Raw genomic sequence first — 19099 nt, 5'->3', positions numbered from 1 at the left:
GCAATTATTAGAAAAGCAATTAAAGGCGATGGCGGATTTAAATCGTCTGAAGCTGTTAGCATGTATGAAAAATGGCGAAGTATGCGTATGTGATTTCGTCGATGTGCTCGGCATTTCGCAGCCAGCTGTTAGTCAGCAGCTAAAAAAGTTAAAAGATGCACATATTATTACAGAAAGAAAAGAAGGTACGTGGAAGTATTACCGATTAGCGGACGATTTACCGAATGTCGTAAAGGTCGTCATTGAGACAATCGAAGCAACTGATTCATGTCGCTGTGGAGGTTCATCATGTTCATCGTAGCATCCGTTATTTTTGTCGTAACACTCATTTTTGTCATTTGGCAGCCAAAAGGACTGAACATTGGCTCGTCTGCAATGGCGGGGGCGGTCGTCGCGCTCGTTGTCGGTGTTGTCGACTTTCAAGACGTTGGCATGGTCATTGACATTACGTGGAACGCGACATTATCGTTCATTGCGATTATTTTAATTTCGCTCGTACTCGATGAAATCGGCTTGTTTGAATGGGCAGCTTTACATATGGCACGAGCCGCAAAAGGAAGCGGTGTGAAAATGTTCGTTTACGTCAGCTTGCTCGGAGCGATCGTTGCGGCATTGTTTGCGAATGACGGCGCAGCGCTCATTTTAACACCGATTGTACTCGCGATGGTGCGCAATTTGCAGTTTAGCGAAAAAATGATTTTTCCGTTCATTATCGCAAGTGGCTTCATCGCAGATACGACGAGCTTGCCGTTTGTCGTCAGCAACCTTGTGAACATCGTATCGGCAGACTTTTTCGATATCGGCTTCGTTGAATATGCGACGCGCATGATCATTCCGAATTTGTTTTCACTTATTGCGACGATTGTCGTATTGCTCATTTATTTTCATAAGTCGATTCCGCGTACATACGATGAAACGATGTTAAAGGAGCCGAAGTTAGCAATTCGAGATATGCGCATGTTTCAGCTATCGTGGGGCGTACTCGTCGTGCTCGTCATCGGTTATTTTGCGAGCGAATTTGTGCACGTGCCAGTATCGCTTGTGGCAGGGGTTGTCGCGGCGTTCTTTTTACTAATGGCAAAGCGTAGTAAAGTGGTGAATACGAAAGCGGTTATTAAAGGCGCACCGTGGAACATTGTGTTTTTCTCAATCGGTATGTACGTCGTCGTTTACGGACTCGGAAATGCGGGGCTCACGACGACATTAGCGCGTTTTATCGAATGGACCGCATCGCATGGCTTATTTGTTGCAACGGTTGGCATCGGCTTTATGGCGGCATTTTTATCGTCGGTAATGAACAATATGCCCGCTGTTATGGTAAACGCACTAGCAATCGCGGAAACGTCCACAAGTGGCGAGTTACGTGAAGCACTTATTTATGCGAACGTCATCGGCTCGGACTTAGGGCCAAAAATTACACCAATCGGCTCGTTAGCAACACTTGTCTGGCTATACGTGCTCGCAAACAAAGGCGTCCACATTTCGTGGGGGACGTATTTTAAAACGGGCATTGTGTTAACGATTCCGATTTTATTCGCTACATTGATTGGTTTATATGTAACGTTACGACTTTTTTAACGAAAGGACATGTTTATGAATAACACACTTTATTTTTTATGTACAGGAAACTCATGCCGCTCACAAATGGCAGAAGGGTTTGCGAAAAAGTATTTGCCAAATTGGAACATTTATAGTGCAGGGATTGAAGCGCACGGCTTGAACCCGAATGCGGTTAAAGCGATGGCGGACGTCGGCATCGATATTACGAAACAAACATCGGACATCATTGATGAGCAGCTATTACATCGTGCAACGCTTGTCGTGACACTTTGTAGCGACGCAGCGGACAAATGCCCAGTGACACCATCTCATGTTCGCCGTGAGCATTGGGGGTTTGATGATCCTGCGAAAGCAACAGGAACAGACGAGGAAAAATGGCGCATTTTTGAAAGCGTACGCGATGCAATCGAAATGCGTATTCAACAGTTTGCGAGTGAGCAATAAGATGCGCATTCATAAATCCGGCGACAAATCAGTGGCGTTCTTTATTGCTTATATGAAGTTGCTCGTGCTGTCTGAAAAAGCGTCGATTGAAACGCTTGAACAATACATGTTAGTACATTTTTTTCAAGACGATATCGATTCGTTTGGTTCGATTACACATGAAAATTTTAAAACAGCGCTGCTACAGCTAACGATGGATCCGTAGCTAATTAACATATTGAAAACACGATACTCACTATGAACGAGGCTATGCTAAAATGTCGAAACAGACAACTAGCATAGCTTTTTTCTGTCTATAAATTAGTTGAAACGAGCTACTTTATATTGACTATTCAGTTGAACTGTATTATTCTTTTACTAAGTTGAACTATATAGTCGAACTGAGTAAGGGGGTGAAGAGGTGAAACATAAGCTATTACCGTTATCTGAAACGATGCATTATATTTTGTTAGCGCTACGTGAGCCGTTGCACGGGTATGCAGCGATGCAAAAAATCGAGCAAATGAGTAACGGTCAAGTTGTATTGGCGGCGGGAACATTGTACGGTGCCGTTGAAAATTTGACGAAGCACGGATGGATTGAGCCAGTTGGGGAAGAAGGGCGACGGAAAATTTATTGCATTACAAATGAAGGCAAGGAAATTTTACAGCTAGAACGCAATCGGCTAACGCACATTTTATCTTTATATGAAGGAAGTGGGATGGATGAAGAAGTTTAAGCTTTTTGTAGATATTGAAAAAGAAGAGAACTGGTTAAATGAACAACTGCAAAAAGGCTATCGTTGTAAAGCGATCAATGGTCTTGGGGTGTATACGTTTGAAAAGATGGACGAGCAATACGTGATGCGATTAGATTACCAGCGTTACGTAGCGAAAGACAAATTTGAAAACTATCAAAGCATGTATGAAGATTTCGGGTGGCATTTAGTGCGTGGCGATACAATCGGTGGCATTCAATATTGGCAAAAGGAAGCGGACGATCAAACGGAAATTTTCTCGGATCGTCAATCGGCAAACGACTATTACAAGCGAATAATGAACTATACGTTAAGCTTAGGTTTCATTCTATCGTTTTTATGCTTCCTATTTTATCGAGATAACGGTATTTATTTAACGCCTGGTCTTTGGGATATGGAAGGCGCATTGTTTTGGAAAGCGCTTTTGTTTGAAACACCATTTGCTTTAATGCGTCTAGTGCCGGTCATGATAGCGATCTTACTATTAAGCAGCTCGTACAAAGCGTATCGTAAATGTTCATAAAAAAAGCATGCGGATATATTACGTCCGCATGTTTTCACTTTTAACGACAACATGAACATAAACGCTCCAGTGGCGGCGAAAAATGCGAGAAAGCTAATCGTTGTCAATTGCTTTGTTTGCACATCATAGACGAGGACGTTCAGTAAGGCGAATGCGTAAAATAAACAGGCGGCATACAGTTTTTTCATAGGAGCTGTTCCCATTCCTCGCGCAGCAGTCCCATGCGAATCGAATCGTAATAAGTGCCGTCGTAATAACGCACTTTGCGAATGCGCGCCTCTAGTTGCATGCCGAGCTTTTCACCTACTCGTATCATTCGTTCGTTGCCAGACCACGTTGTAAACCCTACACGAACGAGAGGTAACGTTGTAAATAAATGCTCAATCCAATCATCTTTTAGTAACAAAAAATCGTCATATGTTTTTGCTTTATGTGGATAGTACGGTGCGTCCCATTTTTTCCATTCGGGCTGCTCGTCTTTATAAATGAGCTCCCATAAACGAGGTAAATCTGCCGCTTCTACAGGGCGTAAACAGAGTTGTTGGTTTCCTAACATTATAAATGCCTACTTTCAATTGGAATTGTTAGCTAATGCCTTCTGTTTTGTATTTCGAGACGTATGTTGAAAAATCCTTTATTATGTCTGAAATGATGAAATGCTGTGCAAATTGACCGATATGAAAGGAAATATGTAACACTATTGGAGGTAAACATGAACATTCAAGCAATGAACAGTTATCCAATCACTGCCACAAAACGCGCACCACATTTACCGAGCAATTTCTTTTTAAGCGAGGAGCAAAAGGGCAAAACGACGTATGAAATTAAAAAGGAAGACGGCTATTTGCGCCATTACGTAACGAAGGCAAATGGTGAACGCGTCATGGTGAAGGAATCGAAGTTACCGAAGTCGCAGAAGGAAGACGAAAGTACAGGCGACTTACAAGGAATGGTGGACGAAATCGTGATCAAAAAGCTGACGGACGTACTGGATCCAGAGCTTGTTAAACTATTTTCCAAAACGGGCGTCGTCGCTCAAAAAGAAAAGCAGCTCGAACGATATATGACAAGCATTTAATGAAAAGAGACGCTCGGCATGTTTCGTGCCGAGCGTCTTTTTTTATGCAATCGCGTTCTTTAAGCCGAGAATGACTTGTAATTGATGTTCGTAATCTTCCTCTGTTGAGTATTTGCGATTAAATTCGATTTGAGCAAGCATGTTTTCGATAAGCGTTTCGTACGAGAAATCAGGCTGCTCGAATAAATCGACGTACCCGGCTTCACCTGGCTGCTGCACACGCCATTTTCCGCTCGCGTCCTCATATACGTTTGCCATCACTTTTTGCACGCCAACTTGTGTAAACATCGTCATGCGTTCCTTTAATGACAGCCCGCTTACGTAATGTTGAACAGATTGTGGTGCGTCATCTGGAAAAATGCCGCTATCTGTCGTTTGAGCGGCCACAATGTCGTTTACGCGCTCAACAGCTCCTTCATAGCCGTGCAGCTGTTGCATATAGTGTGCATGCCCGATTAAATCGCCTTGTCGAAACGCAACAATCGCTTTATGCTCGACGTCGATCATATCGCGAAACGACAGCTTTTTGACATCTTGCTGTGCTTCGACTGGCGCTTCCTCATTCGTCGTTGTGAGCAGCTGACGAAAATCTGTGTCGCTGCTTACAGCTGTTGCTTGCTCGTAGCTGTTGTAAACCCCATTGATCGCTTGAACTTTCATGTACATCCCGTCCTTTCATATGATGTATCGGTAATATGATGTGAATAATCAACAAAAAACCCAAGAAACGTTTAGTACGTCTCTTGGGTAAGCGTTTACAAAATATCGTCCTCCGCTGTGAAAAGCGCGTATTCCTCATACACTTCGCCTGATTGTGGATCAACGAAGTAATGACGGCGCTCGGTGTAAAATGCGTACATGCCGTTATCGCTACAAATTGTCAGCTTGCGTGGAATCATTTCATCATGTGTCATCGTCGCCACAATTTTTTTCGCCGCTTCATATGTATAGCGTGGGCGCGCATGCCATAAAATTGTGTACGCCGCCAGCAGTGCAAGCGGTAAAATAATCGCGGCTGGTGCAGTGAGCGTCACGTCAAAATTATTGCCCCAAATGCCACAAAATAGCAGCAGCCCTCCCGCTGTGCAAATGAAGCCGTTTTGCAAAATTGGCTCAACGCCTGCATAGACGTAATTCACATAAAATAGCCAAATACCAATAATAATAAGTAATATGCTAATGAGTAAAGAGATGACCATATGAAATTTCTCCCTTCTGTCATAATTTGCTCGTTTACGTCAATTTTAAAGCATTGTACCGAATATTGGAACATATAATTAGAAAATTTAGAATAATCTTTTTGTTTAAAGCGAGTATGTTCATTAGCTAACAATAGATTGAACGCGCATTATAGCTCGACTTGTCTCTGCGATTACTCGTCGCAAAAAGAATTTCAGCTGTTCCTCAAAGTGTTTAGCCGTACACGTCCTACGATCACGATCAAGCAATTTATTCCGATTTTGTACTGAAAACATCGACTCAGCTATATAAAAATGGTCAATGAACAAAACGTGAGCGTATTGAACTCTTTGTAAGTAATGTTAGCATTTTGACAACTTAGAAAGTCATTTTGACAAATATACTTGTCAAAATGACTTTATTGTTTTACAATGTGTACAAGAGGTGAGGAGATGAAAACGAGATTAAAGGAGCTGCGAGCACGTCACGGATTAAACCAAACAGAACTCGCAAAGCTTGCGAAAGTGTCACGACAAACGATTAGTTTACTCGAACGAGAGGAATTAATTCCATCGCTATTAATAGCGGTGCGCATCTCGAAAATTTTGCAAGAGCCAGTCGATGAAATTTTTATTTTTGAAGAGGGGGAGCTTTAGTTGAAGAAGTTTATCGTATCATTATTTATTGGGGGAATTGTTGGGTGGTTTATCGCCTCGGGAGCGGACGGTTCATCGTTTACGCTGTCGCTGTATAGCATTGCATTTGAAATTAGCGTATTATTTTCGGCGATTTCGTTATTACTCATCGGAATGTCGTTCGTCAACATCGTGAAACTGAAATCGTTAGCGAGCAAAGAAGTGACAGGGGACGAAGAGGACGTAAAGGAAGATCGTTTATATAAGCTGTTTAGCGATATGACGTTAGCAAGTACGGTATCGGTTATTTTAAGTATTGTGGCGTTTGCGGTCATCGCGATTACAGATCAGTCAATCGTGTTAACAATTATTGTGGCAGCAACTGCATTTGCGGCGGCGATGATTAATTACCGCTCACCTAGTTATATGAAATACGTGCATCCAGAGCGCGATTTCCCGTCAGTAAACGACAAAGAGTATGCGAAAAAGCTGTTTGATATGAGCGACGAAGGAGAGCGCCACATCATGCTGCAAGGGTTGTATAAATCATTTACAATCGGCAACGCATTATTGTTATTTGCGATGATTGGCTGCGTGTTTTACTCAGTGTATTCAAACGAATCACAGCTGTTTTCGATTATTGTCATGGCACTTATTTTAATCGTAATGAATATGCAATATATGTTGAAAGTACGTAACCGATAATGAAAAAAGCATTAGCGAAAAAAGTCGCTAATGCTTTTTGTATGTTACAGCGTCACGAGTGGACAGCTGTCGTCGCTTGCCCATTCGTTTAACGAGCCGTCATATACCGCTACGTTTTCCTGTCCGAGCTTATTTAATAATAGTGCATTCCACGTTGCTGCAATGCCACCGCCGCAATACGTAATGACCTTTTTGTTTGGATCAAGTGCGCCGATTTTGTTAAACGTGTCGCGCAGTACGTCATCGCTATTAAGGAGACGTGTTTCGGGGCTTGAATGGCTGCCGAAAAAGACGTTTTGACTGCCTGGAATATGCCCTTTACGTGGATACGTGTTCGTTTCGCCGCGGAAGTCTGCCTCCGATAAGCTATTAATTAAAATAATATTGTCGTCGTGCATCGCCGCTTTTACGTCCTCTTTTGTGACGATTAGCTGTGGGCGACGCTCGAACGTCCACGGAGCTGCCTCGTAATCGTTTTCGCCGCTTACTGTTTGGCGACCGTCAAGCTTCCATTTGCGGAAACCGCCGTCAAGCACCGCTACGTTGTCGAAGCCTTCGTATTTTAATTGCCAGCGAAGGCGAGCAGACCAATCGGATGCGAGCACGTCGACATTCACAAGTGGTCCGCGGTCGTAAATGACAACGAATGTATCTTTCGTAATGCCGAATTGCTCAATCGCTGCTAAAAATTGCTCGCGCGTTGCAATCGTAAATGGCGCTGTGCCGTTTGGATCGGTGAAGTCATGTAATAAATCCGCGTATGCAGCACCTGGAATATGTTCTTCTTTATACGCTTCACGACCAGACCAAAGCTCCGGGTAGCCCGCGCCTTCTGGAATTTTTAAAAATGTCGTTGCATCGAGTAGGCGAAGCGCAGGATTTTGCAGCTGCTCCTCTAGCCAGTCGCCTGTTACGATTGGTGGAATGTTTGTCATGTGTATGCACGCCCTTCATTTGTCAGTTAATTACTATCGTTTATTATAACGTTTTTTTGATGTGTTGCAACGATTACGGGATCAATGTATATACATTGAACTTAATATTGTACCGTTCTTTTGTTTCGGCGGACGCTTTTCGCGGAGGGCGACACGATGTCGGTCACAAAGGCGTTGTCGCAAGGACGCGACGAACTTAGCCTTTGTTCCTTGATTTTCGGTGATTTTCGGTTCGAGTGCCTCTGCGGTTACTCGAGGCAGAAAAGATTTTGCTCCTGCGATTACTCGTCGCAAAAGAACTTTTGCTTGTCCTGCAGAAGTCGCCGCCTACACGTCAGAACAATGCTTTCCTCATGTCATCTTCAAAAGTTCAATCTATACAGTAGAAATGTTGTGCGTATAAAAATGTGAAAATTGAAAAAATGAATTGACTATTCAAAACAAATCCTATAAAGTTACTAGTATATAACGTTGCTTATTAGACAAACTAAAGGCGGCTTGGCTGTAGCATTTTGCGCACCAAGTCGCCATTTTTCATAAATAAAGGAGGCAAGTACATGATCATTCGTCAACGTCAAGAACAGGTAGTCATTACAGGTGAAGTTGTGCATGGCAAAAAGCTAGGTCGTACAATTGGGTTTCCAACAGCAAATATTGAAGCGGTTCATTCGTATATGCCAGGTGTGTACAGTGCATACGTATACCGAGCAGGTGTGCAGCATAAGGCGGTAATGAATATCGGTACACGTCCGACGATTGCAGACGGCTCGCACGAAACGATCGAAGTGCATTTGCTAGATTTTGCGGGCGATTTATACGGTGAGCAGCTCGATGTTGAAGTCGTGGAATTTTTACGTAGCGAGCAAAAGTTTGACGGCTTAGACGCACTCCTACATCAGCTACAGCGTGACGCCTTTTTAGCAAGAAAGCATTTGTAGTCGTACTTTTTCACTATTCTTATATGTGAGAATACTATTTATTTTTCGAAAATAATTGAAAAATGCGCGGCAAGGTGTTACGATATGCTACATAATTTAAAACATGTAGGCATTGATAAGGAAGAGTACGTAGTGATGTGTTTCAAAGAGAGCGTCGGATTGGTGGAACTGAGGCAAACAACAGCTACCGAACATGACCTTGGAGCTTCGTACCGATATGTAGGCTACGACGAGGGGCACTCGTTACAACAGCAGCAGTATGTTCGTACTGGTAGAGGCAATGAATGTGAGTTCATTGCAAAGTTAGGTGGTAACACGAAATTTTTTCGTCCTAATCGTATTTTACGATGAGGGCGTTTTTTTTATGCCAACATGAAACAGCGAAGGAGATACATCATGACAAATATTGAAGCAATTGCAAAACGTATAGCGGAAACGACGAACGTTCACGAACAGCCATTTTCACAACAGGAGACGCACGCACCGCATATTGTGCATGCATGTTTAGTGCAGCTACGAAACGTTCGCTACGACACATTGGAACAGTTTTATACACTTATGACGACATTAGCAGACGGGTATCGTTTAGTAGGCAACACGACGAAAGCGCGGTATTATATAAACCATAAGCTTACAGCGTCTGCACCACATACAGTGACGCATACAGAGGCGTTGTTGCAACGTGCAGCGATCGATGAGCATGCGGGGTGTTATGACGAAGCGTATGCGATGCTTATGAAGGCACAGCGACATATTGCACAGTACGGACATATGCAATATGAAACGGCGCTACTGACGCAACTCGTGCGCTGTTCGTTATTATTACAACGCTATGATGACGCTGATCGTTACGTTCGTGCATTGCGAAATGAAACGAATGCAATTACACACGCACACGTTAGTTAAAAAAGGGGATTTGTATATGAACGCATTAAGCTATGTGCTGCTCATTGCGGCAATCGTGACGGTCGTTATTAGTTTAAGCTCACGAAAGCTCGCAAAGCGCCAGCACGCAGCACTACTTGCGATGGCATTTGTCATCATCGGCGTCGTATTTGTGACGCTCGGCTTTTTCGGGCTCGTGCTCATGAATTTACACACAGCCTATATCGGGTTAGGTGTCTTTATCGGGGGCGTGCTCGGCAGCTTGCTTGTCATTAAGACGCGGAAGGAACTGTAAGTAGATAGATTTAAAACCGCTTCGGAGTGTTTATTCTGAGGCGGTTTTTTGTAGCAAAATCGTATGCGTGTAAATTAGCTCTTGACTAAAATATGTTTTTGTTATGTAGATCGTGAATGTATTTTCGCGTGTTGTTAGTCGGCTTTTCACATCGAGGCAGTCTTTTTCGAGAGTTGCGCGCTCACGCTTTTTCGCCTGGAGTCCGTCTCTTGTTTCGAACCTAGCATGCATTCTAAATTTCAATCATATTCTATATAGTTTTTTATAATGTGCGAACATATTAAATATGAAGTGTTGCATAACATTTCCGTAGTACGGTATACTTCAAAGCAGTTTTGAGAAAAGGAGAATACATATGTACACGTTATTAACTGCTATTGCTATACTTCTCGACCGTCTCGTTGGTGATCCGAAAAGCTGGCACCCGGTCATTTGGATTGGGCAGCTTATATCGTTTTTAGAAGAGCATTTGAATGAAGGTGGCGCACGCAAATTAAAAGGTGCAATCGCCGCGCTAACTGTAATCGTTGCGACGACAGCGATTGTATACGGGATTACGACGTTTGCGGCACAAATCCATGTTGTGCTTTGGCTCATTGTCGAAGTGCTGCTCATTAGTTTAGCGCTTGCGCAAAAGTCGCTGAAAGAAAGCGCGTACGTCGTGGCAGATGCGCTGGAAGCAAACGATATGACCGAAGCGCGCACGAAGCTCGGTTGGATTGTCGGGCGCGATACGTCACATTTAGACGAGCCTGAAATTGTGCGCGGCGTCGTTGAAACGGTTTCGGAAAATACGAGCGACGGCGTAACAGCACCACTTTTATTTGCATTATGTTTTGGGGCGACGGGTGCTTGGTTTTATAAAGCCATTAATACGCTCGATTCGATGATTGCGTACAAAAATGAGCGCTATGAGCAGTTTGGCTACGTCGCGGCGAAGCTCGATGATGTGGCGAACTTTATTCCGAGCAGGTTGACAGGCTTTTTACTATTAATTGCGACGAAAGCGGTGTACAAGCAGCCGTTTCGCGAGCGCTTTGCGAATTGGCGTTCACATGCGAAGCTTCATCCGAGTCCAAATAGCGGGTATTTAGAAGCGGCAACAGCATGGCAGCTCGGCATTCGACTTGGCGGCTACAATCGCTACGGCGCGCGCGAATCGTTTCGTGCATATATGGGCGAGCCGTACGAAATATTACAGCGCAAGCATATTGAAGCGGCCGTTGCGCATATGCATCGCGTCGTATTACTTATTACTTTAGGAGGTGTATTCATTTATGCAATATCCCGCACATGGAGCGAATCCAGCTTCTTTATATGAAGCATTACAGCTCGATATGCCTGCATCGATCATTGATGTAAGCGAAAACGTTAACGTATTTGGGACACCAAAGGAAGTTGTGAAGCAGTGGGTCGACTGTGTTCAGCTGCTGCATCAATATCCTCATGAGGAGGCTGAGCCGTTCACGTCAGCCGCCGCTGCATATCACGGCGTATTACGAGAGCACGTCGCCGTATCAAACGGTGCTGCTGAAAGCTTAAATGTTATCGCCCAATCGTTCGCAGGAAAGCGCGTCGTATTACTTGAGCCGTCGTTTTCGGAATATCGTCGCACGCTTATGCAATACGGCTGCACGATTGAACAAGTCGTTGCAACGTCGATTGAGGAATATACGTTTAACGAGGACGTATTACGCGATGCATTAAATGATGCAGCAGCGTGCTACATTTGCAATCCGAACAACCCAACAGGCGTATTAACTGCGCGTGCATCGATTGAACGATATGTCGCAAGTTATCCGCAATGCACGTTCGTCATTGATGAAGCGTTCATGGACTGGACGGACGAAGTGGAAAGCTGCGTATCGCTCGTATCGCATTATAACAACATCATTGTGCTCCGTTCGATGACGAAAATGTACGGCTTAGCAGGTGTGCGTTTAGGCTATATGTTAACGCAAAAGGCGCAGCAATACCGTGCATATTTCCCGCATTGGAACGTGAGCACAGTAGCGATTGCGCTCGGTGTGACGTGCTTTCAACAAATTGCATTCGTCGAGAAGTCGCGTGCGCATGCCGACAAATTGCGCACGACGATGAGCGAACAGCTGCGAGCTCTCGGTGCGCGTGTGACGAACAGCCGCGCGAACTTTTTAACGTTTTCGCTGCCGAACGTTGATGCCGATGCGTTTTTCATGCATATGCTGTCGCGTGGCATCGTGCTGCGCCATACGAAAAATTACGTCGGCTTGAACGGACAATGGTTCCGCATTGCGGTGAAAAGCGAGGACATTTGGGCGACGTGCTTACAGGAGATGACCGCTTATGTGCAACATGATTCATCTATTTCGCCACGGTAGGACGAAGTGGAATGACGAAGGGCGGCTGCAAGGATGGCTTGATTCACCGCTGCTTGCCGCGCCAAAGCCGTCACCGCTCGCAGTCGATTACGTCGTGAGCAGCGATTTGCCGCGAGCGATGGCGACGGCGACTGCATTGTTTCCACAGCATACTGTTCATACCGATGCGCGACTGCGTGAAATTTCTTTAGGGCATTGGCAAGGGGAGCGTATTGACGAACTGATGCAAACCGAGGAATATCGCTGTTATGCGAGCACACCGCAGCATTTCGAGCCGACGACACAAGAAAGCTTTACAGACGTGACGAAGCGCATGCGTGAAGTGATGGACGAGCTGTTTGCACTACCGTATGACACAATCGCGGTCGTATCACACGGCATTGCGATTGCGTGTTTGCAATGTGCGATTGAAAACCGTTCGATTGCGGACATACATAACATCATGCTAGACGGTGAGCAGTACATTACAGTTACGCAAGCGATATTTACAAAAAATTAATAAAAATAGTCGCACAATGCGCATAACATGTTGTACAATAAATGTATGTATCGAGATTATAAGCTTGAAGGGGAAGTTTGGTGAGATGCCAACACTGTCGCGCAACTGTAATTCAGAAATGATAAGTCAGAACACCTTCCTTATAACGACGTACAGCGAAGCGAGAACGCGATGATTGTCGCTTCGTAGGAATTACCGTTTCGTCCAACAAATCGTATTTGCCAAATGGATGCTGTAGGACACCTTGAATGAACGGTAATGAAAGCCTCTCCTTCGTAACGTGCCGAGTTACGTAAGGGGAGGTTTTTTCGCTATAATGAAGATAGCGCTTACAAAATAGGGTAAAGAATATTATGAGGGGGGTTTTACGATGAATATTGGAGTAATTGGCGCAGGAGCCATTGCGCAATTTTTAGCACAGCAGCTGCAACACGACGACGCCTACACAATGACTGATGCGCTCGTGCGACATGCGGACAAGCATCGTGACTTTGCAAAAGCGTATGGCGTGACGTTGCATACGGACGTTGCGACATTTTTAAATAGCAGCATTGACATTGTCGTAGAAGCGGCGACGATTGAGGCGGTGCGCCAATTTTTGCCGTCAATTGTCGAAAAAAAGCCAGTCGTCGTTATTAGTGTCGGGGCATTTGCAGACGCCACATTTTATGAAAGTATGACCGAGCTGTTGGAGCAGCACGGACAACGACTATATTTACCGAGTGGGGCGATTGGCGGGCTTGATTTATTACAAAACGCGGCCGCACTGCAAGGAATCGAGCGCGTGTCACTGACGACGACAAAGCCCGCTTCGTCATTGACGAGCGAGCTTCTAGATGAGCGACGCATTATATTTCAAGGAACAGCGCGTGAAGCAGTGGCGCAGTTTCCGAAAAATATGAACGTGTCCATTATGCTTGCGTTAAGCGCGATGTCGTTTCATGCAATCGATGTTACATTAATTGCCGATCCATACGCAACGCAAAATACGCACGACATTCATATGACGGGTACGTTCGGTGAGGCATCGCTGACGATTAAAAATAACCCATTGCCGACAAACCCGAAAACGAGCTATTTAGCGGCAATGAGTATTATCGGTACGCTGCGTCGAATGCAGCATCACATTATTATTGCGTAGTCCCTCGCTCTAGCGTGGGATTTTTTTTCGTCATCGTCGTCACAATATGCCCGCCTTCATTCGTTGCGGAAATGTTGTATTGACGCGTCTGCATCTTTTTCATCGTCGCCTCGGTCGTGTACTGCACTGTATACGTTATATCGTCAATTGTTAACGTGTAATACGGATGAGCTTTTAAATGCGCGATGTACTCCTCAAATGCCATGTTTTTATCATGCATGAATACGCTATGTGGCAAGCCGACGTAGCGAATGTGCCACGGTTCAAAGCCGATACCGGTAATATCGATTTTGTCCGCTGGGTAACGGACGATAAAGCCGAAGCGGTGCGCATTGTCCGCCAGCCATTTTCCTTCTCCTGCATTTTCCATTAAGCCGAGCGTTGAGCCGATATCGACCGACAAGCCAGTTGCGTGCTCGCTATAGCCAGCAGGAAGAGCGCGTTCATCGCCGTATTGTGCGTGCAATTTACTTTGGAGCTCCATTGGACGGTGCGCACTATTAATGATGAAATGATCTACACCTTCTGCGGCTGCTGCTTCAAATAGTTGCTTTAATGGGCGAACGATTGGTGCTTGCACATGGAAGTCGTCGTTAATTTGTACGTTTGATGCGAACGTGCGCGGAATTTTCACTAAGTTTGTCGGTGTTTCCTTATACGCGTGCTGTTGATTAACGAGCAATAAATTCATGTGATCTGCAATAATTGGTTCAATCGGCAGCACGAGCGGCTCAATCGTCTTCGGATGCACACGCTCGATTTCCTCCGTTTGTCCTTCAAATTCGTTAGACAGTAAAAATAAGCCGATGCCAGCGATGACAACGAGCAGTAAAAATTTTTTCATGTTTCGAAACCCTTTCATTTACAACTTCGCTTTCTATTATAACGATTATTGTGCTAAAAGCTCGTCCATACAGTGCGAATGAATAAATATGACTACATTTTTTGAAGGTGTTTACTATTATGTAATTTTCGCTTCACATCGCAGTTTTTTAAATGATGGAAGAAGTAGGGTTCATCGCAGTAAGCTAGTATTGACGCATACAGGTTGCTTGAAACGAGAGGCGGAAGCGTGACACTACACGTTCACGCCCAGGGGAAAGCATGCCTCAGCATGAAAAGCAACTTAACGTTATAATAAAGAGCCAATAAAAAACATTTATTCCACAATAACGAATTTATTAATTTTTTTTATTAATTTTTAGTAGCAAAGAAGGAATTTCACATATTAGTCACGAATCATATAAAGCGTGGCGTATTACGCGCTCACACATACTGACAAAAAAGGTGACTGGGGTGACGATGATGGCAAGAATCGTAGCAATTACAGGTGCATCAGGTGGATTAGGGATGGCGATGGTACAACAATTTGTCGACGCAGGAGATATTGTATATATGTTGGATTTAAGCGATAGTGCTGCAGGTGAAAATACGCGCAGCATTATAACCGACGTAACGGACGAGGTGAGCGTAAAGCACGCCATTGATACAATAATTGAAGCGCACGGCAAACTCGACGTGCTCATTAACAACGCGGGACTTCAGCACCGAGATAAAGTCGAGGATTTTCCAGTACAAAAGTGGCGCCAGCTGATCGATGTGATGCTGACAGGGACATTTTTAATGACGAAGTACGCACTGCCACATATGAAGACCGCCAAAGCAGGACGCATCATTAATATGTCGTCGATTCACGGCATGATGGCAACACCTGAAAAGAGCGCGTACGTTGCAGCAAAGCATGGTGTAATCGGTTTAACTGATGTAACAGGTATCGAAGCGGCACCTTTTGGCATTACGGTGAACGCCGTTTGTCCAGGGCCGGTGAAAACGCCGATGATCGTTCGCCAGCTAGAAGATTTAGCGCAATCAGAAGGCTTGGACGAGCAGGAAGCACTAAAGCGCATCATCTATCCGAAGCAAGCACAGGAACGGTTTATTGAGCCACACGAAGTAGCTAACACCGTTTTCTTTTTAGCGTCAGAAGCAGCAAGTGGCATTACGATGGAACATATTAAAGTAGCAGGCGGCATGTAGGAAAGGGTGTAGGGGAATTATGGTTTATATTGTAGAAGGTGCACGTACAGCATTCGGTACGTACGGCGGTATGTTTAAAGACGTATCGGACATGGATTTAGCAGTAACAGCAGTAAAAGGAGCGCTAGAGCGTTCAAACGTTGATGCAAAAGATGTGGAAGAAATTATTATCGGGAACATCATTCAAACGTCAGCGAGTTCACCGTATTTAGCGCGTCATATCGGTTTACATAGCGGACTAACAAACGAGTCACGCGCATTCACGTTAAACCGTTTATGTGGATCTGGCATGCAGTCTATTATTTCTGGAGCACAGTCGATTTTACTTGGCGATGCGGATATTATCGTTGCAGGTGGTACAGAAAATATGACGCAAGCACCTCGTTTATTACAAGATACGCGCTTTGGTACACCGAACAAAGTACCACGCGTAGACGATATGTTATGGGGTACGTTAACAGACAATTACATCGGCTGCGGCATGGGCATTACAGCAGAAAATTTAGCTGAAAAATATAACATTAGCCGTGAAGAGCAAGATGCCTACGCATTCGAATCACATAAAAAAGCAACTGCAGCAGCACAAAGCGGTCGCCTTGCAAAAGAAATTGTGCCCGTTGTTGTACAAACGCGTAAAGGCGAAGTTGTATTAGACAAAGACGAGCACATTCGTCCAGAATTTAACTTAGAAAAAATCGCAACGTTACGTCCAAGCTTCAAAAAAGACGGCACAGTAACAGCAGCGAACGCATCAGGCATTAATGACGGTGCAGCCGCTGTTGTCATTATGAGTGAAAAAGAAGTGCAAGCACGCAACATTAAGCCGCTTGCCAAAATTGTTGCGTACGCAGTAGAAGGTGTTGATCCAAGCATTATGGGCATCGGGCCGGCACCAGCGACTTTAAGCGTATTGAAGAAAGCCGGTTTAACGCTTGAGGACATCGACGTATTCGAGTTCAACGAGGCGTTCTCAGCGCAATCAATCGCGGTGTTAAAAGAGCTAGGCGTACAAGCTGAAAAGGTAAATGTAAACGGCGGGGCAGTGGCACTCGGTCACCCAGTCGGAGCAAGTGGCGCGCGCGTAACTTACACACTTGCAAAAGAGCTTCAAGAGCGCCAAGTAAAGTATGGCATCGCTTCATTATGTATCGGTGGTGGGCAAGGTATCGCCATTTTATTAGAACGCGTCTAGTCAATATAGAAACGAAGACGAATTGTATATCGTGAACGAAGTCTATTCATTAGCTAGTGTAATGTTTAATTAACAGGCGTAATGATGAACAATTGTTTTGTTTTAGCTTCTATATATAAACATACGAATATATTCGTATACGAAAAAGCCGTGCTATTCATTACGAGTAGCACGGCTTTTTTTATTAAATTTTAAAGCGATTCACTTCTTCATTTAAAGTCATCGCGTCCTCGCTTAGCGTGCGCGCAACCGCATTGATTTCTTCCATCGTTGCCATTTGCTCCTCAGTTGCAGCTAAAACGGTTGAGCTTTCCTCTGATGATTGTGTAATCGTTTTCGCCATTTCGTTTACCGATACGGCTACTTGTTCAGTCGTCGCAGCAATTTCCTGTGAAGCAGCAGAGACGTCTTGAATTTGCTCATCCATTTCGTTAATTGACTCTGTAATAGAACGGAATGATGTTTGCGCATGTTGTACGAACAGTACGCCCTCGTCGATATTATGTACCGTCGTGTTCACGCTTTGTTCGACGTCCTGTGTATCTTGTTGAATCAGTGTCGTTAAGTTCACAATTTTCGTTGCGGACATTTTTGATTCTTCTGCAAGCTTGCGAACTTCGTCGGCTACAACTGCGAAGCCTTTACCGTGTTCTCCGGCGCGAGCTGCTTCAATGGCCGCGTTTAGTGCTAGTAAATTCGTTTGATCCGTAATATCGGTAATGACTTTCGTAATGTTTTCGATTTCAGCTGATTGAACGCTAAGCTGACGAATTTTTTCTCGTGCTTCATAGGATGAACGCTGAATGAGTTGCATTTGTTCCTCGGTCGTTTGAAGCTTATCGCTGCCTTCTGTTGCAAGCTGTTGCATATCGACTGCTTTCGTTTGTAAATGCTGCGCCGCTTCTGCAATTTTTTGAATGCGGTCGGCGTTTTCGTCTGTCGCTCTTGTGCAATCTTCACCCATCGTTGCAGCTTGTCGCCCAGCAACGGCAATTTGCTCAACGCGGGCAGTTACGTCTTGTGTCGTTGATGAAATCGCGTCTGTACTTGCGGCGAGCTGTTCGGTAGCGGCACTTGCATTTGATACGTTTGCCGATACGCGCGTTACAAGTTGGAATAAATTATTTTTCATTAAATTAAATGCTTCTGCTAGCTCAAAAATTTCATCCTTCGTCTTGACGTGAACATCATTTTGACGTAAATCACCAGAAGCGATAATGTTTGCCGCTTCCTTTAATGTAATGAGTGGACGTGTAATGTTTTGGGTCATGCGCAATGCAAGGAAAATTGTCGCGACGATACCGACGATCGATAAAGCAATGAGTAAAAAACGAGCTGTACGTGCCGCTGATGACGTTTCAGCATTTATCGTTTTTAGCTCCTCTTTTTCAAATTCGACAATCGCAGTAATCGAATCGGAAATTTGTTTGTTCGTCGGTACGGCAGATGTGAATAAAATGTCATCAGCTGTTTTTAAATCGTTACGCTTTACTGCGGCAACGACTTGCTCTGTGTACTGCGTATAAATCTTTTGGTTTTCTTTAATGCTTTCGAACTCCTTCAATATTTCAGGTGAAGTAAACGTATGATCAAGCGCTGCGACAGTATCTTGAATAAATTGACGTTGCTTTTCTAAATTAACTAAATCGTCATCATTTTGTCTAAGCACGTAAGAACGTATGTATAGCCCTTGTAGTGAAATTGCATTTTGCATCGAAGTCGATTCAAGCGTTTGATCAACACGCTCATTTAATAAAAACGAAGAACGGTTATCCATATTATACAGTTGAACAGATGCATATATTGCTAACGTAACTAATAAAAAAGTAATTATACTAAAGCTCAAAAAAAGTTTTTGTTTAATTGACATTGTAAACCCCTCCAAGTAATAAATAATGAGCGAGAAATTATCGATATAGCCCCCTTCTCATATGAAATCTACAAGATGTTCCGTTTT

General features: G+C 44.2%; 23 protein-coding genes, 1 pseudogene, 1 riboswitch and 1 other annotated feature. Of the genes and pseudogenes, 18 read left to right on the top strand and 6 right to left on the bottom strand.

Going from position 1 to position 19099, the window contains the following annotated elements; translation table 11 throughout:
• The first annotated feature begins 28 nt into the window (after nucleotides 1-28).
• The 6 genes from A6K76_RS11595 (at nucleotide 29) to A6K76_RS11570 (ending at nucleotide 3263) form a co-directional block, all read left to right on the top strand.
• Nucleotides 29-301, top strand: a complete 273-nt coding sequence (locus A6K76_RS11595) for an ArsR/SmtB family transcription factor (protein ID WP_066465351.1) — start codon at nucleotides 29-31, stop codon at nucleotides 299-301.
• On the top strand, nucleotides 289-1578 hold the full coding sequence (locus tag A6K76_RS11590) for an arsenic transporter (RefSeq protein WP_066465260.1): 1290 nt from the start codon (nucleotides 289-291) through the stop codon (nucleotides 1576-1578). The genes A6K76_RS11595 and A6K76_RS11590 overlap by 13 nt, the downstream gene beginning before the upstream one ends.
• A gap of 15 nt (nucleotides 1579-1593) precedes the next feature.
• Nucleotides 1594-2004 carry an arsenate reductase (thioredoxin) gene (gene arsC, locus A6K76_RS11585; RefSeq protein WP_066465259.1) on the top strand — a complete coding sequence of 137 codons (411 nt, stop codon included), beginning with the start codon at nucleotides 1594-1596 and terminating at the stop codon, nucleotides 2002-2004.
• A 1-nt stretch (nucleotide 2005) separates the two neighbouring features.
• A complete protein-coding gene (locus A6K76_RS11580) occupies nucleotides 2006-2209 on the top strand; it encodes a hypothetical protein (protein WP_066465257.1) in 204 nt (67 codons plus the stop codon).
• Nucleotides 2210-2404: 195 nt separating this feature from the next.
• Nucleotides 2405-2722, top strand: a complete 318-nt coding sequence (locus A6K76_RS11575) for a PadR family transcriptional regulator (RefSeq protein WP_066465255.1) — start codon at nucleotides 2405-2407, stop codon at nucleotides 2720-2722.
• Nucleotides 2709-3263 (top strand): DUF2812 domain-containing protein, encoded by a 555-nt coding sequence (locus A6K76_RS11570; protein ID WP_066465253.1) that lies wholly within the window; start codon nucleotides 2709-2711, stop codon nucleotides 3261-3263. Before A6K76_RS11575 ends, A6K76_RS11570 begins: the two co-directional genes overlap by 14 nt.
• A gap of 184 nt (nucleotides 3264-3447) precedes the next feature.
• On the opposite strand, the gene A6K76_RS11565 is transcribed toward A6K76_RS11570, so the two are convergent.
• The gene (locus tag A6K76_RS11565) at nucleotides 3448-3819 is read right to left on the bottom strand and encodes a GNAT family N-acetyltransferase (RefSeq protein WP_066465248.1); all 372 of its coding nucleotides are present in this window, start codon (nucleotides 3817-3819) and stop codon (nucleotides 3448-3450) included.
• Between the two features lie 156 nt (nucleotides 3820-3975).
• Here A6K76_RS11565 and A6K76_RS11560 point away from each other — a divergent pair, with 156 nt between their 5' ends.
• Nucleotides 3976-4341 carry a hypothetical protein gene (locus A6K76_RS11560; protein ID WP_066465246.1) on the top strand — a complete coding sequence of 122 codons (366 nt, stop codon included), beginning with the start codon at nucleotides 3976-3978 and terminating at the stop codon, nucleotides 4339-4341.
• Nucleotides 4342-4383: 42 nt separating this feature from the next.
• On the opposite strand, the gene A6K76_RS11555 is transcribed toward A6K76_RS11560, so the two are convergent.
• Nucleotides 4384-5001, bottom strand: coding sequence for a hypothetical protein (locus A6K76_RS11555; protein WP_066465244.1), 618 nt, complete (start codon nucleotides 4999-5001; stop codon nucleotides 4384-4386).
• A 95-nt stretch (nucleotides 5002-5096) separates the two neighbouring features.
• Complete coding sequence (locus A6K76_RS11550; protein ID WP_066465242.1) at nucleotides 5097-5540, bottom strand: hypothetical protein; 444 nt, start codon at nucleotides 5538-5540, stop codon at nucleotides 5097-5099.
• Nucleotides 5541-5972: 432 nt separating this feature from the next.
• Here A6K76_RS11550 and A6K76_RS11545 point away from each other — a divergent pair, with 432 nt between their 5' ends.
• Nucleotides 5973-6176: a helix-turn-helix transcriptional regulator gene (locus A6K76_RS11545; protein ID WP_066465240.1), complete on the top strand. Its 204-nt coding sequence runs from the start codon at nucleotides 5973-5975 to the stop codon at nucleotides 6174-6176.
• A complete protein-coding gene (locus tag A6K76_RS11540) occupies nucleotides 6177-6860 on the top strand; it encodes a DUF3169 family protein (protein WP_083995412.1) in 684 nt (227 codons plus the stop codon).
• 44 nt (nucleotides 6861-6904) lie between these two features.
• Here the strand turns inward: A6K76_RS11540 and A6K76_RS11535 are convergent, their stop codons facing one another.
• Nucleotides 6905-7795 (bottom strand): sulfurtransferase, encoded by an 891-nt coding sequence (locus A6K76_RS11535; protein WP_066465237.1) that lies wholly within the window; start codon nucleotides 7793-7795, stop codon nucleotides 6905-6907.
• A 557-nt stretch (nucleotides 7796-8352) separates the two neighbouring features.
• On the opposite strand from A6K76_RS11535, the gene A6K76_RS11530 reads away from it, so the two are divergent.
• From A6K76_RS11530 to nadX, 7 genes are all read left to right on the top strand, one after another.
• Nucleotides 8353-8733: a riboflavin kinase gene (locus A6K76_RS11530; RefSeq protein ID WP_066465235.1), complete on the top strand. Its 381-nt coding sequence runs from the start codon at nucleotides 8353-8355 to the stop codon at nucleotides 8731-8733.
• Between the two features lie 103 nt (nucleotides 8734-8836).
• Nucleotides 8837-9070: a binding site (T-box leader), on the top strand.
• Nucleotides 9071-9129: 59 nt separating this feature from the next.
• Nucleotides 9130-9639 (top strand): hypothetical protein, encoded by a 510-nt coding sequence (locus A6K76_RS11520; protein WP_066465233.1) that lies wholly within the window; start codon nucleotides 9130-9132, stop codon nucleotides 9637-9639.
• A gap of 16 nt (nucleotides 9640-9655) precedes the next feature.
• Nucleotides 9656-9913 (top strand): hypothetical protein, encoded by a 258-nt coding sequence (locus A6K76_RS11515; RefSeq protein WP_066465232.1) that lies wholly within the window; start codon nucleotides 9656-9658, stop codon nucleotides 9911-9913.
• A 355-nt stretch (nucleotides 9914-10268) separates the two neighbouring features.
• Entirely contained in the window at nucleotides 10269-11234 is a 966-nt protein-coding gene (gene cbiB / locus A6K76_RS11510) for an adenosylcobinamide-phosphate synthase CbiB (RefSeq protein WP_066465230.1), read from the top strand.
• Nucleotides 11191-12273, top strand: a complete 1083-nt coding sequence (locus A6K76_RS11505) for a pyridoxal phosphate-dependent aminotransferase (protein ID WP_066465227.1) — start codon at nucleotides 11191-11193, stop codon at nucleotides 12271-12273. Before cbiB ends, A6K76_RS11505 begins: the two co-directional genes overlap by 44 nt.
• The gene (locus tag A6K76_RS11500; protein ID WP_066465225.1) at nucleotides 12239-12772 is read left to right on the top strand and encodes a histidine phosphatase family protein; all 534 of its coding nucleotides are present in this window, start codon (nucleotides 12239-12241) and stop codon (nucleotides 12770-12772) included. The genes A6K76_RS11505 and A6K76_RS11500 overlap by 35 nt, the downstream gene beginning before the upstream one ends.
• Before the next feature lie 57 nt (nucleotides 12773-12829).
• Nucleotides 12830-12917: riboswitch (adenosylcobalamin-variant (AdoCbl-variant) riboswitch) on the top strand.
• Between the two features lie 225 nt (nucleotides 12918-13142).
• Nucleotides 13143-13913 (top strand): aspartate dehydrogenase, encoded by a 771-nt coding sequence (gene nadX, locus A6K76_RS11495; RefSeq protein WP_066465223.1) that lies wholly within the window; start codon nucleotides 13143-13145, stop codon nucleotides 13911-13913.
• Between the two features lie 222 nt (nucleotides 13914-14135).
• Here the strand turns inward: nadX and A6K76_RS17290 are convergent.
• Nucleotides 14136-14604: pseudogene (locus A6K76_RS17290) on the bottom strand (M15 family metallopeptidase); the annotation flags it as partial.
• A gap of 614 nt (nucleotides 14605-15218) precedes the next feature.
• Here A6K76_RS17290 and A6K76_RS11485 point away from each other — a divergent pair.
• Nucleotides 15219-15950, top strand: a complete 732-nt coding sequence (locus A6K76_RS11485) for a 3-hydroxybutyrate dehydrogenase (protein WP_066465217.1) — start codon at nucleotides 15219-15221, stop codon at nucleotides 15948-15950.
• A 19-nt stretch (nucleotides 15951-15969) separates the two neighbouring features.
• Nucleotides 15970-17142: a thiolase family protein gene (locus tag A6K76_RS11480; RefSeq protein ID WP_066465212.1), complete on the top strand. Its 1173-nt coding sequence runs from the start codon at nucleotides 15970-15972 to the stop codon at nucleotides 17140-17142.
• A 184-nt stretch (nucleotides 17143-17326) separates the two neighbouring features.
• Here A6K76_RS11480 and A6K76_RS11475 read toward each other — a convergent pair whose 3' ends face one another.
• The gene (locus A6K76_RS11475) at nucleotides 17327-19012 is read right to left on the bottom strand and encodes a methyl-accepting chemotaxis protein (RefSeq protein WP_066465209.1); all 1686 of its coding nucleotides are present in this window, start codon (nucleotides 19010-19012) and stop codon (nucleotides 17327-17329) included.
• Nucleotides 19013-19099 lie beyond the last annotated feature (87 nt).

It is taken from the genome of Caryophanon latum (assembly GCF_001700325.1).
GTDB classification, from domain to species: domain Bacteria; phylum Bacillota; class Bacilli; order Bacillales_A; family Planococcaceae; genus Caryophanon; species Caryophanon latum.
This window is presented reverse-complemented; position numbering and strand designations above follow the sequence as displayed.

Bases quoted from the DNA above. Each gene is read 5' to 3' on its own strand.
- A6K76_RS11500 (WP_066465225.1), top strand. From the start codon at position 12,239: ATGTGCAACATGATTCATCTATTTCGCCACGGTAGGACGAAGTGGAAT.
- A6K76_RS11595 (WP_066465351.1), top strand. From the start codon at position 29: ATGGCGGATTTAAATCGTCTGAAGCTGTTAGCATGTATGAAAAATGGC.
- A6K76_RS11515 (WP_066465232.1), top strand. From the start codon at position 9,656: ATGAACGCATTAAGCTATGTGCTGCTCATTGCGGCAATCGTGACGGTC.
- A6K76_RS11535 (WP_066465237.1), bottom strand. From the start codon at position 7,795: ATGACAAACATTCCACCAATCGTAACAGGCGACTGGCTAGAGGAGCAG.
- cbiB (WP_066465230.1), top strand. From the start codon at position 10,269: ATGTACACGTTATTAACTGCTATTGCTATACTTCTCGACCGTCTCGTT.
- arsC (WP_066465259.1), top strand. From the start codon at position 1,594: ATGAATAACACACTTTATTTTTTATGTACAGGAAACTCATGCCGCTCA.
- A6K76_RS11555 (WP_066465244.1), bottom strand. From the start codon at position 5,001: ATGAAAGTTCAAGCGATCAATGGGGTTTACAACAGCTACGAGCAAGCA.
- A6K76_RS11530 (WP_066465235.1), top strand. From the start codon at position 8,353: ATGATCATTCGTCAACGTCAAGAACAGGTAGTCATTACAGGTGAAGTT.
- A6K76_RS11580 (WP_066465257.1), top strand. From the start codon at position 2,006: ATGCGCATTCATAAATCCGGCGACAAATCAGTGGCGTTCTTTATTGCT.
- A6K76_RS11480 (WP_066465212.1), top strand. From the start codon at position 15,970: ATGGTTTATATTGTAGAAGGTGCACGTACAGCATTCGGTACGTACGGC.
- A6K76_RS11560 (WP_066465246.1), top strand. From the start codon at position 3,976: ATGAACATTCAAGCAATGAACAGTTATCCAATCACTGCCACAAAACGC.
- A6K76_RS11545 (WP_066465240.1), top strand. From the start codon at position 5,973: ATGAAAACGAGATTAAAGGAGCTGCGAGCACGTCACGGATTAAACCAA.
- A6K76_RS11590 (WP_066465260.1), top strand. From the start codon at position 289: ATGTTCATCGTAGCATCCGTTATTTTTGTCGTAACACTCATTTTTGTC.
- A6K76_RS11505 (WP_066465227.1), top strand. From the start codon at position 11,191: ATGCAATATCCCGCACATGGAGCGAATCCAGCTTCTTTATATGAAGCA.
- A6K76_RS11570 (WP_066465253.1), top strand. From the start codon at position 2,709: ATGAAGAAGTTTAAGCTTTTTGTAGATATTGAAAAAGAAGAGAACTGG.
- nadX (WP_066465223.1), top strand. From the start codon at position 13,143: ATGAATATTGGAGTAATTGGCGCAGGAGCCATTGCGCAATTTTTAGCA.
- A6K76_RS11565 (WP_066465248.1), bottom strand. From the start codon at position 3,819: ATGTTAGGAAACCAACAACTCTGTTTACGCCCTGTAGAAGCGGCAGAT.
- A6K76_RS11485 (WP_066465217.1), top strand. From the start codon at position 15,219: ATGGCAAGAATCGTAGCAATTACAGGTGCATCAGGTGGATTAGGGATG.
- A6K76_RS11520 (WP_066465233.1), top strand. From the start codon at position 9,130: ATGACAAATATTGAAGCAATTGCAAAACGTATAGCGGAAACGACGAAC.
- A6K76_RS11475 (WP_066465209.1), bottom strand. From the start codon at position 19,012: ATGTCAATTAAACAAAAACTTTTTTTGAGCTTTAGTATAATTACTTTT.
- A6K76_RS11550 (WP_066465242.1), bottom strand. From the start codon at position 5,540: ATGGTCATCTCTTTACTCATTAGCATATTACTTATTATTATTGGTATT.